Origin of the sequence: Gilliamella sp. BG2 (assembly GCF_046635645.1) — a bacterium.
GTDB lineage: Bacteria > Pseudomonadota > Gammaproteobacteria > Enterobacterales > Orbaceae > Gilliamella > Gilliamella bombi.
Window position 1 is genome coordinate 13,127 of sequence record NZ_JBIDFF010000002.1, and the last position, 15,054, is coordinate 28,180.

General features: G+C 32.6%; 14 protein-coding genes and 1 pseudogene. 5 read left to right on the forward strand and 10 right to left on the reverse strand.

The features are described 5' to 3' along the window. Positions 1 to 380: 380 nt before the first annotated feature. The 8 genes from ACGH6Q_RS01135 to ACGH6Q_RS01170 all read right to left on the reverse strand — a co-directional run bounded on the left by ACGH6Q_RS01135 (position 381) and on the right by ACGH6Q_RS01170 (position 5,215). Entirely contained in the window at positions 381 to 674 is a 294-nt protein-coding gene (locus ACGH6Q_RS01135; RefSeq protein ID WP_085166133.1) for a hypothetical protein, read from the reverse strand. Between the two features lie 254 nt (positions 675 to 928). Continuing rightward, positions 929 to 1,375 (reverse strand): type IV secretion protein Rhs, encoded by a 447-nt coding sequence (locus ACGH6Q_RS01140; protein ID WP_411591508.1) that lies wholly within the window; start codon positions 1,373 to 1,375, stop codon positions 929 to 931. 246 nt (positions 1,376 to 1,621) lie between these two features. Then, on the reverse strand, positions 1,622 to 2,017 hold the full coding sequence (locus tag ACGH6Q_RS01145) for a hypothetical protein (protein WP_085166131.1): 396 nt from the start codon (positions 2,015 to 2,017) through the stop codon (positions 1,622 to 1,624). Positions 2,018 to 2,207: 190 nt separating this feature from the next. Continuing rightward, the gene (locus tag ACGH6Q_RS01150; protein ID WP_411591510.1) at positions 2,208 to 2,546 is read right to left on the reverse strand and encodes a hypothetical protein; all 339 of its coding nucleotides are present in this window, start codon (positions 2,544 to 2,546) and stop codon (positions 2,208 to 2,210) included. A 309-nt stretch (positions 2,547 to 2,855) separates the two neighbouring features. Then, complete coding sequence (locus ACGH6Q_RS01155) at positions 2,856 to 2,990, reverse strand: hypothetical protein (RefSeq protein ID WP_255456993.1); 135 nt, start codon at positions 2,988 to 2,990, stop codon at positions 2,856 to 2,858. 417 nt (positions 2,991 to 3,407) lie between these two features. Further along, positions 3,408 to 3,890, reverse strand: coding sequence for a hypothetical protein (locus tag ACGH6Q_RS01160; protein WP_411591511.1), 483 nt, complete (start codon positions 3,888 to 3,890; stop codon positions 3,408 to 3,410). Positions 3,891 to 3,946: 56 nt separating this feature from the next. Further along, the gene (locus tag ACGH6Q_RS01165) at positions 3,947 to 4,315 is read right to left on the reverse strand and encodes a hypothetical protein (protein WP_411591513.1); all 369 of its coding nucleotides are present in this window, start codon (positions 4,313 to 4,315) and stop codon (positions 3,947 to 3,949) included. Positions 4,316 to 4,630: 315 nt separating this feature from the next. Then, complete coding sequence (locus ACGH6Q_RS01170) at positions 4,631 to 5,215, reverse strand: SMI1/KNR4 family protein (protein ID WP_411591514.1); 585 nt, start codon at positions 5,213 to 5,215, stop codon at positions 4,631 to 4,633. A 1,042-nt stretch (positions 5,216 to 6,257) separates the two neighbouring features. Here ACGH6Q_RS01170 and argS point away from each other — a divergent pair. Beyond that, entirely contained in the window at positions 6,258 to 7,991 is a 1,734-nt protein-coding gene (argS, locus tag ACGH6Q_RS01175; protein WP_411591515.1) for an arginine--tRNA ligase, read from the forward strand. 70 nt (positions 7,992 to 8,061) lie between these two features. Further along, entirely contained in the window at positions 8,062 to 10,401 is a 2,340-nt protein-coding gene (gene pbpC, locus ACGH6Q_RS01180; protein ID WP_411591517.1) for a penicillin-binding protein 1C, read from the forward strand. A 47-nt stretch (positions 10,402 to 10,448) separates the two neighbouring features. Here the strand turns inward: pbpC and ACGH6Q_RS01185 are convergent. Continuing rightward, positions 10,449 to 10,631: pseudogene (locus ACGH6Q_RS01185) on the reverse strand (putative quinol monooxygenase); the annotation flags it as partial. Positions 10,632 to 11,192: 561 nt separating this feature from the next. On the opposite strand from ACGH6Q_RS01185, the gene ACGH6Q_RS01190 reads away from it, so the two are divergent. Continuing rightward, complete coding sequence (locus ACGH6Q_RS01190; protein WP_202961539.1) at positions 11,193 to 12,209, forward strand: amidohydrolase family protein; 1,017 nt, start codon at positions 11,193 to 11,195, stop codon at positions 12,207 to 12,209. 137 nt (positions 12,210 to 12,346) lie between these two features. On the opposite strand, the gene ACGH6Q_RS01195 is transcribed toward ACGH6Q_RS01190, so the two are convergent. Next, a complete protein-coding gene (locus ACGH6Q_RS01195; RefSeq protein ID WP_411591519.1) occupies positions 12,347 to 12,598 on the reverse strand; it encodes a hypothetical protein in 252 nt (83 codons plus the stop codon). 400 nt (positions 12,599 to 12,998) lie between these two features. On the opposite strand from ACGH6Q_RS01195, the gene ACGH6Q_RS01200 reads away from it, so the two are divergent. Together ACGH6Q_RS01200 and deoD are read left to right on the forward strand one after the other, a co-directional pair. After that, complete coding sequence (locus ACGH6Q_RS01200; protein ID WP_065589673.1) at positions 12,999 to 14,228, forward strand: phosphopentomutase; 1,230 nt, start codon at positions 12,999 to 13,001, stop codon at positions 14,226 to 14,228. A 52-nt stretch (positions 14,229 to 14,280) separates the two neighbouring features. Further along, positions 14,281 to 14,997, forward strand: a complete 717-nt coding sequence (gene deoD, locus ACGH6Q_RS01205) for a purine-nucleoside phosphorylase (RefSeq protein WP_065589674.1) — start codon at positions 14,281 to 14,283, stop codon at positions 14,995 to 14,997. Positions 14,998 to 15,054 lie beyond the last annotated feature (57 nt).

Sequence of the window (15,054 nt, forward strand, 5' to 3'; positions counted from 1 at the left end):
TCTTTTCAGAAAATAAATTTGTAAATACCTCTAGACTTAGTACACAACTTACGTAGAAAATTAAGCTGCTTGTTTTGGTGTTTTATACCCAATCGATGTTATGTTATTTAATGCCTCATGCGGTCTTTCAGTGTTATAATGTAATCCAGACCTTATCTAAATACTATCTCTGATATCTAATAAAATCTTGCTATATTGATTCATACTCAATTTCCTGAATACCCCTGCCCCATAACTGAAAACTGCATTTCCTCAGTATTTCGCCGTTCGCATCGGGCAGTTCTTCTGGACAGTCGTTCTATGCGGACTTTGCTCAGGTGGTGTGCAGCGTCATAGTGGTAGTACTATTAGCCAACCTAATTTAATTTCAGTTTTTCTTTTTAACTTAAAAATATTTTTTCAATATATTCGCTTACTTTTGAATTAATATTACTTATATACTTCATGTCTTCATAAGAGCCAAATTTTAAAGCACCTTCTAAGTTATCATGCAGGACTAAAAGATTATATGCTAATTCCTTTGAAATAAAATCTTTTTCTTTATAATTAGTTACCATTTCATCTAGTGAAGAATAGAGATCATTCATTGTTTTTTCATCTAACTTATTTAATAATCTAATTTTTCCAACTACGTCGATAATCTTTTCATTAACATCAGAATTTATAATGTTCATAAAATACCTAATTAGTTACATGTCCTGCAACCATATATTATTCGAGTTTAGTTAAAAAAGTCCAAAAGTTATGTTTTCATCTTGTCTAATAACTCTATAGACTTTGCCGTTTTTTATACAACCAAACTTTCTTTGCTAATCGATTAATTCACGTTAGAGAATTAGGCGCATACAGAAACAGATTAAATCTACCCAATAACCCAATCAGGTCTAGCTGAGTAAATTTACCTATATCTGGGTTTCAAATAATAAAATTAAACAGACTTTTTTAGTGATAATCCAAAATCGATAAATCCCTCAGAACTTATAACAAGACACCATTTATTTAAAGAATCAAAAAAATAATGATGTTGAGGGATGCTTTCTACAGCAAAAGCTAGAAAACTATCAAATTGATTAAATTTTAAATGTACTGCAAAATTTAAAGATGAATCATTTATATAGTAAATATCTCCGCTTTCTCTAATTTTAGCGGATATATCATTATCTATAATAAATTTTTTTATTGTAAATAACCAATTAAAATAGCTTCCAAAAAGTTGATTACTTTTGTGTTTAAGAGTTTTTGACCAATCAATTTTGGTTCCTTTCCACTCAAACGAATTAGATAATTGGTATGCAATATTTTCCCAGTTATCGATCAACTCTGCTGGTTCTGATAATTGAGAAAGTTTAATTTTTATTTCATCATCAAAAGTCATGAAACTCTCCATGGCTTAGAAGGAAGTTTAAATCTAAGCTACTACACTGTCGCTGACTGCTATTTAGTTTTACTATAAACTACTGTGATGCATTTCCCTACGTCTATTTATTTTTATAATAATTATAATAAATATGCTGTTCCACTGTTAGTTTATGTGCCAATTGACTCGTTTTATCTCATTTGTAATCCGCCCTTTGCACCAACTTGTATAGCTATAAAACAAAATACTACTAATAGATAATAATTATTTATATTTACTAAATTTTTCTACCCAGCCTTTTTTTGTGAATAGTTCACCTGATAAACCATCACTGATATCAACAATATTTTTTTCATTTTTGCCTTCTTGAGATATTAATAATCTTATACTTTCTTCATTTTGTTCTAGCATATCTAATGTATTGTAAATAACACTATCAATAGCAGTCAGTACTACTTTTTTTAAAATTTCAATCTGATGTTTATCAAATATTTTTAATTCATTATTTAATTTAACCATATTTGCAGATTTAATTTTACCTTGAACCATTCCTTCAAATTCAAAAATTGACTGATCTCTAACACGACTAATGAGCTTTTGACCAAAAATATCAAGTAATTCTTTATCTAGCATATTAAGACTCTCCGGTTTAATTCCCATGGATTTCCCCATAACTGAAAGCTGCATTCCCACAATATTTCACGGTTTGCATCAGGTTGCGCCGATGGTATGTTTGATATCGGATGATGATACTTATCTGGTGCTGGTGGCCATCGCCATAAAAACGAGGCTAAGGCCAAATATATCCCTGTTATTTGAATAATTTATATTATTGCAGAAATTTAATAAATTAGAGATCTAAAAAATTGTCATATTCAGAATAATAATTTAATGCTTTTATAAATTCATTTGTAGTAGCTGAAGGTTTCTGATCTATAACTGAATCGACTACATCAGCAAATTGTTGACCTGAGTAAAGATAGTTTAGTTTCTTTTTTAACACAAGAGGCGGATAAATTTCTTTTCCATTATCATCTACATCTGGATAGTCATCAATGTAATAACTTTTATTACTTAGCAATTCTTCATCAGATTCACTATAGAGACAAAAATCATCACCTCTTTCAATATTGCTTTTCACATAAGAGATAATATCCTTTATTGGATAAAGATTACCTTTAACAAGCATAATATTCATACTCCGTAATAGAAATTATTTAACAAAGTTTCTTACTGATAAAATCATTTAAAATTCATTTTGATTATTCTTCTACATATCACGGCCACTTTTATAAATAACATCCGTTGTTGAAATTTTTAATGTTTCATTAAAGACCTAACTAAAGAAATTTGCTTATATCAAAATGAGAGTTCCCATGAAATCATTGTGTAAGTCAGCTTCTATTTTTAAATATCAACTTTAAAATTGATACTTGTGGTGCCTTTTGATTATCAAATGATTTAATTAAAGAAGAATAGTTTGAAGTTATTTCTTTGGTTAAAACGGCAAAGTTCCTTTTATACTCCCAAAATGCTCAACATTGACATCCAATGATTTAAAATAATTAAAAGCATCGATTATATTTGAGAATTCTTTAATTTCTTCTGTACCATAATCCTCAATAATTTCCATCTTTTTTCTATGATATAGAAAAAATACGTATTATATAATCCATTTTTCTTTTTCAGTGCGTATTGGAATAAATAGCATTCACCATCTATTTCCTTTACTTCATCAAATCCTCTAACCTTGCCTTTTTCTATGACAGAAATTAAATGTTCAATTGAAAAGTTATTCATCTATATCGATACTCACCATTGTTCCATTTGAACGTTTAATGCTTATATGGAGCAAAGAGCTATGCCCTGTTCCTTTAGTGTCGTCATACCCATATTACACGACAGATATTAGAATCAATAGAATAATTTTTTTGTAACAAATTTTACCACTTTTTTTGGATTTTACACTAATTTGCAGTTCCTTGAGGGCCTCCTTGTAAAAATTTAATGTTTTTAGGTTTTACAAAAAATTAAATACCTTTAAATATTATTAAAAGGGTAAATTAATTTTTTTATTAAGTTTTTCTTCAATAAGCATAGATAATTTTTCAAATAATGTTTCCCAAACCTGTACATACTCTATTTTACTGATAGAAAGTTTCATATCAGGAATTTTTCCATTATATATACCTACATCTGGTCCCTTCTTATATTCAAGTTCTACACCTTTATCATTAATGTCATAATAGAAGTAAAAATCTGAACCTTGCTCACAAAACCAAATATCATCTTTGCCTGTCCAATTATTTTTTACTCGTTTGATTGACTTAACTATTTCTTCATAACATACTGTTATATCAGGATAAAGATCAATATTTACTTTGTAAGTTTCTTTCAGTTTAATAAAAAACTCACAATCAACATATCTTCTCAATTCTTCCAATGCATATTGAAAATGAGTTAGTTCATCATCTATATCATTATCAATATCGTCTATAGGATTTTTATATTTAATATTGAATATGGTTTCCATTTTAGTTTCCATGAATATATGACATAATTTTTACTTTGAGGTATTAATAAAAACACCTAGTCACAGTATACATATATATTTAAACCATCATTGAATGATTTTTCCAGAAAATCAATGAAATGAATAATTGTTTCAAGATGTAATTTTTTTGTTTTAATAAGACTTTTTAATTCCTTTATCAAAGGCTGAATTTCACCATATAAAATGGTAGTATCAGCATAATAATCATCAATTTTTTTTATTATTGGATACTGACTTAATGGTTTCGCATTATTGAGTAATTTATCATAATCAAATTTACTAAATGAAAATACTGGTGTGCTTTCATCTATTTTCTTTTCATTTTTTGATGCCATAAAATCCAAAGCCATAAATACCTCATATTTAACTTGATGAGAAGCCTCTATTCCTTTTCCGTTTATCATTACCACTATTCAATCCCACTGATGGTTTCAAGCCAATCCATCACACACTGACACAGGTTAAACCTGACTAAAAACCTAAAACGGATCAAGCTGAACAAAGTGGACAATATCTGGAGCATAATACCTGAAAGTATTGTAATATAAGCCAATTTTTATGTATAAATATTGTCTTCAATACCAACTGGGAGCAGATTAACCTGACGGCTATTATTTATAAACCATATAAATCATCTAGATCATCTTCACACACTAATTTAGAAATAAATTCATTAAAGCTATTGCATAGAAAAAGAGTACTCTTATCTTGATTATCCGTTAAAGATAAATTGCCTGACCATGTGTCAAGAGTATAGTAGTATATTTTTCCATTATTAATATCGATGCAGAAATATCTTCAACGGTTTCTTCTTGATCTTGCTCTTCATCATAAGTTAAGGAATTCAAAAAATTTTCTAATGAATCAGATAAATAAATGCTATTTTTTTTAAAATTTTGTTCTGTATTTAGAGTATCGTCCCATTCTAGTCTGAGATATTGATATATCGCACCAGTATTAATATTTATACACAAAAAACCATTGCTTAAATCGCGAGCAAAAGGTAACAGCTCCTTAGGTAACTTTTTATCGTCCCAATGTTTGAAGGCAATACCTTCCATGATAAAATCTGGGTCATTTTTAAATGCTTTATTATATTTTATAGGAATAAAATTAAAAACTTGAAGTTTGTATGGAGGAACAGTTGTTTTCCAAATATCTTTATATACCATTCCGCCATTACAATTAAGGTAAAGCTGTTTTAAAGAATCTGGAATTGTGATACCTAACTTCTGTTCACAAGCATTTAAATCTTTATCAGTCAGTTTTTTTTCGTAGTCATAAAAATTATCTATATTAATCATATCAATTCCCCAATTATATTACATCTGTAATTATCGTTCTAAAAATTGTTCAAAAAGTACAAAATTCATCTACTATATAAATAGAATGAGATGTTAATTTTTAGATAAATGCTATGATCCAACAAATATTAAATAATATAAAAAATGGTCCAACTATTTTAACGTTATCTCAGATAATAGACATAATAAAATATCTTCAAGCATTATAGTTGATGAGATTTTAAAAAATGATAAAGCTTTTTTGGAGATATTAGATTTATTAGTTGATTCTTATTCTGATTCTGCAATATTTGAAATCGATAATGATAATAAATTATTTTTACATCATTTTAGTGATTGGCTGCTCAAATTAGGGAAAAAATACCCGCTTGGTAAAAATCAAGATAATTTAAGCTCTTATTCAGATATGTTTTTAAAAGAAATGTGCAATAAAAATATTACTCGGAGATGTTGAGCTTTTGTATTCATCATGATCCTTCTTTATATTTTTAACCGTATCATACAACATGCTAATATCGTTATACCAATTGACGATATTTATAGACACTAGCAATATGACCCTTTCGTGAGTTTTTTATTGAAATATCTCATCACGGACAACCAATTCAAATTTGATAAAAAATACCTTCTAACGTGTTACAATACGCTTATTTATTATTCAATTTAGCCTGTATTTAGTATCCATTTTTATCTCTTTTTCCAAGTGGGTATTTGTCAATATTAGTCAGGACATAAATTCATATTGATCTTACACAGTGTTGTGAGAGTATTTTTCCGCTCTAAAATTGCTCAGGTAGATCATTGATTTTATTGAAGTTTTTATAAATGGTGTTTTTTAGAAAAATCAAACAATTACATTATATTTTTGTTTTTTGATGAAAACTAAAGCTTGATTAAAACATTTTGGCTGTAGCATCAATTTTATTTGATTTTTTACACTCTTTTTAATAAAAAGGATCCCTCCCTTTTTATGCGATCAGTGACAATTCATCACTTTGTCGGTATTATATTGGGCATTTTATTATAATTGGTTAGGTTTAGTGTGAATATTCAACAATTATTAACGCAACGTGTTTCGCAAGCTATGATTATGGCAGGTGCAGATAAGAACTGTGACGCTTTAATTAAGCAATCAAACAAAGCACAATTTGGTGATTACCAAGCTAATGGCATTATGTCAGTTGCCAAAAAACTTGGTATGCCACCTCGCGATCTTGCCCAAGCTGTTTTGCAACATTTAGATATCGATGATATCGCCGAAAAAGTTGAAATTGCAGGTCCTGGTTTTATTAATATCTTTTTGAAAAATAGCTGGATTGCTGAGCAAAATGAAGTTGCTTTAAGTGGTGATAAGCTTAATATTACTTTACCCGCCAAACCGCAAACTATAGTAGTTGATTATTCGGCGCCTAATGTCGCCAAAGAGATGCATGTTGGACACTTGCGTTCAACTATTATTGGTGATGCTAGCGTTCGCGTTTTATCGTTTTTAGGGCATAACGTTATTCGTGCCAACCATGTTGGTGATTGGGGAACACAATTTGGTATGTTAATTGCGTATCTTGAAAAGATGCAAAATGAACATGCCAATGATATGGATCTTTCAGATTTAGAGTCATTCTATCGCGCCGCTAAAAAACATTATGACGAAGACGAAGTGTTTGCCGAAAAAGCCCGTAATTATGTAGTGAAATTACAAGGTGGCGATGAATATTGTCGTGATATGTGGCGCAAGCTAGTTGATATTACCATGACGCAAAATATTGCCACTTATAAACGTTTAAATGTTACGTTATCGCTTGAAGACACCATGGGTGAGAGCATTTATAACAGCATGCTACCTAATATTGTTGCCGATTTAAAACAGAAAGGGCTTGCGGTTGAAAGTGAAGGGGCGATTGTTGTTTTTCTTGATGAGTATAAAAACAAAGAAGGCGAACCGATGGGTGTTATCATCCAAAAACGTGATGGTGGCTACCTTTATGCAACAACCGATATTGCTTGTGCTAAATACCGTTACGAAACGTTACATGCCGATCGTATTCTTTATTATACTGATTCCCGCCAACATCAACATTTAGAGCAAGTTTGGGCTATTGTTCACAAAGCTAAGTATGTACCAGAATCATTAAAGCTTGAACACCATATGTTTGGTATGATGTTAGGTAAAGATGGTAAGCCGTTTAAAACCCGTTCTGGCGATACTGTTAAATTAAATGATTTGCTAGATGAAGCGTGTGAGCGTGCAACAACTTTAATTCGCAGCAAAAATCCAGATCTTTCTGAAAGTGAGCTTGCAAAAATTGTCGATGCGGTGGCTATTGGTGCAGTTAAATATGCTGATCTTTCTAAAAATCGGACTACTGATTATGTTTTTGATTGGGATAATATGTTGTCATTTGAAGGCAACACCGCACCTTATTTGCAATATGCTTATACCCGTGTGTTATCAATTTTTAAAAAGTCCAATATTTCTGAAGATAGCTTAACAGCTAATATTAGTTTGGAATCTGATAAAGAGCGTGCTTTAGCAACTCGTTTAATTCAATTTGATGAGACTATTTCAATCGTGGCAAGCGAAGGTACACCGCATGTGCTTTGTGCTTATCTTTATGAAATTGCAACGCTGTTTTCAAGTTTTTATGAAAACTGCCCTATTTTAGCAGCCAAAAACGAAAACCTGAAACAAAGTCGCTTAAAATTAGCTTCTTTAACAGCTAAAACACTTAAAACTGGCCTTGATATGCTAGGCATTAAGACTGTTGATAAAATGTAATTTAACCACCACCGATGTGAATGCATTGGTGGTGTTTTTTAATACATGCGTTTTAAGCTTTTGACTAAATATGTTTAGGTTTATTATTCGTCATCAAAATAAATTAATGGCTTTGTTACTATTATTTATTGCGATCCTTATTATTCGTTTGTTACCTCATGCCCCTCTTTCTGAATCACTTACTTTTTCAAAGCGCTATTATGATAATAATAACCAGCTAATTCGAATGACATTAGCCAATGATGATCGTTATCGTTTATGGACACCTTTAGAAGATATTTCGCCTGATATTGTTAATGGTTTGTTACTGCACGAAGATCAGTGGTTTTATTATCATGTTGGCTTTAATCCATTTAGTCTAATTAGGGCTTTTGGAGCAACCTATCTTGGTGGTGGAAATCGTCAAGGTGCTTCAACCATTACCATGCAACTTGCGCGAATGCATTGGCGGTTAAATACTAAAACCATTGGTGGGAAGTTGCATCAAATTGCTAGGGCTATACAGTTAGAGTTGATGTATTCTAAACATGATATTTTAGAAGCGTATTTAAATTATGCCCCTTTTGGTCGCAATATTGAAAGTATTGGTGCTGCGTCATTTATCTATTTTAATAAACCACCTTCACAAGTCAATTTGCCCGAGGCGTTAACTTTGGTGGTATTACCTCAATCACCAACATATCGAGTTGATCGAAAAACCGGATTTGCTGGCAAAGCGTTAGTTAAAGCAAGAAATCAATTATTTGAGCGTTGGCAAGAAAAATATTTTGTTGATAGCAATATTGTCGCTCTTTTTTCGCAAAAGTTGGTTTTGCGTCAACCAGAACGAATGCCTTTTGGTGCACCGCATTTTATTAATCAAATCATTCAACAACAGCAAAGCGATGCTCAAGAAATTAAAACTACGTTAGATAATAATCTGCAAAAAATCATTAGTCGGCAAGTCAATTTGTTTATTGAGCGAAATCGCATAAAAGGTATTAATAATGCGTCGATAATTTTGGTTGATACCCAAACAATGAAGGTTAAGGCACTGATTGGCTCGGCTAATTATTTTAATAATTCTATTCAAGGTCAAGTTAATGGTACACTTGCTAAACGCTCACCCGGATCTACACTTAAGCCGTTTATTTATGCGCTTGGTATTGACCAAGGTGTTTTACATCCTCGTACAATTTTAAAAGATGTGGCCACTGATTTTGGTTCATACACGCCAGAAAACTTTGATCGTAATTTTCGTGGCCCTATTTCGGCAACCGATGCATTAATTCATAGCCGTAATATTCCTGCTGTATCGGTGGCCTCTAAATTACATAATCCCTCTTTTTATCAATTTTTGGTCAATGCCCATATCCAAAAACTCGCCGATGAGTCGCATTATGGTTTATCTTTAGTGTTAGGTGGTGGTGAAGTTAGTGCACAAGAGTTAGTCGGGTTATATGCCATGCTAGCCAACGAAGGTCGTTGGCAGCCATTGCAATTTATTGAAGCCGACGACTCACCCGAACCACAAAAGCTGTTAAGTCCACAAGCAGCATTTATGACCATTGATATGTTGAAACAAAATACCCGCCCACAAGATGTACTTAGCAAAATGCAAAAAAAGGTGGTGCCCGTTGCTTGGAAAACAGGTACATCATGGGGATTTCGTGATGCTTGGACAGCTGGAACTTTTGGTAACTATGCTATGGTGGTTTGGCTTGGTAACTTTGATGGTAGTGGTAATAATGCCTTTGTAGGCGTCGATGCCGCCACACCGCTCTTTTTTAATATCGTTGAAAGTATTAACGCTTATTATCCTAACTTGCGTGAACCTAATCGCCCATTACCTCCAAATTTAAAGCGTATCGATATTTGTCTAACCAGTGGCAATCTACTGACTCAATGGTGCAAGGCAAAAGGTAAAACGTGGTTTATTCCGGGTGTGTCGCCAATTAATCCCGATACCATTTTTAGACCCGTTATGGTCGACAATCAAACAGGTAAAGCTGTTTGTCCTCCTTATGATTTAGCAACCTCTCACTTAGCTGTTTTTGAATATTGGCCGTCAGATTTAGCCGCTGTTTTTGCTAAAGCCGGGATTGCTAAAAAAGCGCCACCATCAACAAAACATTGTCATTCATCACAAAATTTTTTAGGCGAACCGCCAAAAATAACTTCGCCTCTTAAAAATGTAGTTTATCAATTTAGAACCACTAAACAAAAAAATGAACAAATTAGTTTTACTGCTAATTGTGATGGTGATGTTAAATCACTTTATTGGTTTGTTAATAACAGTTTTATTGGGCAAACCGAGCCACGGAAGGCTCTTAACTGGATCCCAACACAAAGCGGGACTTTTAAAATTTTAGTGCTTGACGATATGGGTCGAAGTGATTCACGGAATATAAAAATCGAACTGTTTGATTAATTAATATGGTAGTTAACCCCAAATGTTAGCTACTATCATCTTTTAAGTTATATTACTTGTTTGGCAATATTAATCTCTAATCTATCAGTATGTTCTTTAGCAAAGTTGGCAAATTCAACAAAATGTGGCGTTGTGTTGTGAAAATCAATTGCCTGCTGTGATACCCATGTTTCGACCACTATGAAGATATTTGAATTATCTATACTTTGATTAAGTTCATAGCGTAAACAGCCTGCTTCAGCTCAACTACCTGCTACTAGAGGTTTAAAAATTGGCTGAAATGCGTCATAGAATTCTGGTTTAACTGTGATTCTGGCAATAATATTTAATTGACTCATGTCAGTAGACTACCTATATTTCAAAATAAGTTGCTTGTGTAGTATACGCTTGCTACTGCTAATATCAAAAAGCAGTATTTAAGGTTAATAATCTCATTTTTGTGACAACTAATTATTGTTATTAAATAATTAGTTATGATTTTATTTCTTAATTTATTGGTAATTAACTTTATTAAAAACTATTTTTTGAAGTAAGAAATCTAAAAAATAATACTTTAACCATTTCATTTATTTATATATTTTATAAATTATAGTACTTGCTATTAAAAATATTTTGGTTAGAATTTCTGCAATTTTTTATCGATACGGTGTAGGCGCAATGATCAATTGTAACTCAGTAATCTTAATCATTAATATTATTGATTCCATTTTATCCTCCTTTTTGGGGGATTTTTTTTGCCTATTGCGTCCGATTTTATCAACTTCATTTAGATTGAATTGTAGAGGCATATTATGATTGAACATAAAAACATGTTATTAACCACAAGAGACCAAAGTTTAAAAGCCTATTTAATGAATAATATTAAGCAAAAAGGCGGATGGGTTAATGCACATATGCATGCTGATCGTGCTTTTACTATTTCGGTTGATAGTTTTGATGTCTATCAAAAACAGACTTTAATTGAAAAATGGGATACATTAGATAAAGTCAAAGCATCAATGAGCGAAGATGATTACTATCGCCATTTTAGTATGGCGGTTGAGCGTATGATTGAGCAAGGTGTAAGTGCCATGGGATCGTTTGTTGATATTGATCCTATTGCTGAAGAACGAGCAATTAAAGGTGCCTTAAGAGCACGAGAAACTTATAAAAATGACATCACCATAAAATTAGTTAATCAAACACTTAAAGGTGTTATTGATAAAGAAGCACGTTATTGGTTTGATAAAGGGGCTGATTTAGTTGATATTATTGGCGGTTTACCACGTCGAGATGAGCGTGATCATGGTGAAGGTATGGGACTTAAACATCTTGATGTGTTAATGCAAACAGGTAAATCATTAGGCAAAATGGTACATGTACATGTTGACCAATTTAACTCACAAGATGAAATCGAAACAGAACAACTTACCGATAAAACTCTTGAGCATGGTATGCACGGGCGAGTTGTTGCTATCCATAGCATTTCTATCACCGCGCATAGTTTAGCATATCGCCAAAAACTCTACAAAAAAATGAAAGAGGCCAAAATGATGGTTATTGCTTGTCCTTTTGCTTGGATCGATAGCCCTCGTCGTGAAGAACAAGGCCCTACTCGTAACTCATTAACCCCTGTTGATGAACTGGCGGCTGCTGGTATTCCTGTTGCTATTGGCACAGATAATGTTAGTGATTATATGTTACCATTTTCAACGGGTAATATGTGGGAAGAACTTAAATTGTTAGTAACAGGATGCCGTTATACCGATTTAGACAATGTGATTAATGTGGCAACTAAGAATGGGCGAATGGTGCTAGGTATTGATTGATTTGAGATAGAACAAACTTATCAACATAAGTTACTCATCGGTTTTTATCTGAAAAATGCTCCCGATGAGTAATAATTACCTGTCAGATTAAATAAAGATTATTACAAATTAAACTTAAAAAATAATTTATTATTAGCTTATAAATCTCTAATTCCACTACATTTATAGACAGCTAATGCCTCTTTCAAAATGGTTAATAAATCCGCCTTCGACATACTAGGTAAATTACTCGGGTTCATTGACACAATTTCCCAAGCAAATTGTATCGGATATAAGTCGGTAAATAGTTCAGGCATTTTGGTACCAAAGCGGCGGTACTTATTCCATAAATTATCTAAATCATATTTTTTGGCATCTTCGTCTGAGACATAGGCATTGACAAATGACATCAGTCACTCCTTAATTAAATTGTGTTAAATAAATTTGGGCTCTGTTATATAAAATATAAATGCAGATAAACAGAATTATAAATAAGAATGTTCCAAGTCAGAATGTTTTGTTTTTTATGTATATTCATTACGTTTTTTTCTCAAAATAGTGTAAACAGCATGACTAATTTCTACACTTAAAAAAATGTTTTATAAATTTTTTGATATACAAAAATATGACTAAGATCAAATTAATCACATTATTTATACAAATATTCAGCTAAAGCAACGCTTAAATCTTTTTTGTTTTTTGTTATCGTGTATTATAGCTAACTAAGCGATGTTTTTATAAATTATAACCAGAATTCTAATAAAAAAGATTGTACACAAATTAAGTTTTGCTTATTAGTTAGAGGAAATTATGAAAAGAGTTTTTATTATGATCCTAGATTCGTTTGGTATCGGTGGCGCTGAAGATGCAAATAAATATGGCGATGAGGGTGCTGATACTTTAGGACATATTGCTGAAGCTTGTGCTTTAGGTAAAGCTGAGCATGGTCGTAGTGGTCCATTAAATTTACCTAATTTAGGCAAATTAGGCTTAATCGAAGCGGCGTATGAATCAACTGGTCATTATCCTAAAGGTATGCAAACTGAAGGTGAAATTATTGGTTCATATGGCTATGCAAGCGAGATTTCCTCAGGTAAAGATACTCCATCAGGACATTGGGAATTAGCTGGCGTGCCAGTTCTTTTTGACTGGGGTTATTTTACTAATACCACTAATAGCTTCCCTCAAGATCTTTTAGATAAAATTGTCTCTCGTGCAAAACTTCCTGGTTACCTCGGTAATTGTCACTCATCTGGTACAGTCATTCTTGATGAACTTGGTGAAGAACATATAGCATCTGGCAAGCCAATTTTTTATACTTCTGCTGATTCTGTATTCCAAATTGCATGTCATGAGGAGGCATTTGGTTTAGATAAACTTTATGAAGTCTGCGAAATTGCACGTGATGAGCTAAATAAAGGTAATTACAACATTGGCCGCGTTATTGCTAGACCTTTTGTTGGCAAAAAAGCGGGCGAATTTGTGCGTACGGGTAACCGCCACGATCTTGCTGTTGAACCACCAGCACCAACGATGATTAAAAAACTAGTTGATGAAAAACAAGGTACCGTAGTGTCAATTGGTAAAATTGCCGATATTTATGCACAAGTTGGAATTACCAAAAAAGTAAAAGCAACCGGTCTTGAAGCTTTATTTAATGCGTCACTAGAAGAAATTAAGCAGGCTAAAGATAATACGATTGTATTTACTAATTTTGTCGATTTTGACTCTTCTTATGGGCATCGTCGCGATGTCTCAGGTTATGCCGCTGCTTTAGAATATTTTGATAGTCGTCTTCCTGAGATGTTAGCGCTTATCCAACCTGGCGATCTGCTTATTATTAGCGCCGATCATGGTTGTGATCCAACTTGGTCAGGTACCGATCATACTCGCGAACATATTCCTGTCATTGTCTACGGAGATAGTGTGCCTGTTGGCTCTTTAGGTCATCGTGAAACATTTGCCGATATAGGACAGAGTGTTGCCGATTATTTTGATTTATCGCCAATGGATTACGGTAAATCTTTTATAAAAAAATAAATAATTTAAGTTTAAGTAATATCGATTTCAAAACAAATATCAGGAGAAGTTAATGTCTACCCCGCATATTAATGCTGTTGATAATGCCTTTGCAAAAACCGTTTTAATGCCCGGCGATCCGCTACGAGCAAAATTCATTGCAGAAACCTTTTTAGAGAATGCAACAGAAGTTACTAATGTAAGATCCATGTTGGGTTTTACTGGTTATTACAAAGATAAAAAGGTTTCAGTTATGGGGCATGGAATGGGTATTCCATCTTGTTCAATCTATACAACCGAACTAATTAAATTTTATGGTGTTGAAAACATCATTCGTATTGGTTCATGTGGTGCAATTAGCCCTAATGTCAACTTGGGGGATGTTATTGTTGGGTTAGGTGCTTGTACCGATTCAAAAGTCAACCGTTTACGTTTTAAAGATCATGATTTTGCCGCTATCGCCGATTTTGATTTAACTTGTAATGCCGTTAATGCAGCTAAAAAATTGGGTGTGAATGTTAAAGTTGGTAACCTTTTTTCTGCTGACCTTTTTTATAGTGTTGAACCTGATATGTTTGATGTTATGGAAAAATACAATATTTTAGGCGTCGAAATGGAAGCTGCTGGCATTTATGGCGTTGCGGCTGAATATGGTGCAAAAGCACTGGCTATTTGTACAGTTTCGGATCATATCCGAAAAGGCGAAGCAATGTCAGCAGAACAAAGACAATTAGGGTTCAAAGAAATGATCACTGTTGCACTGGAGTCTGTTTTATTAAATCAAAACTAAAAAAATGGCAGGTTAATCTGCCATTTTTTATTTTGATCAAATAATTATTTTATTGAT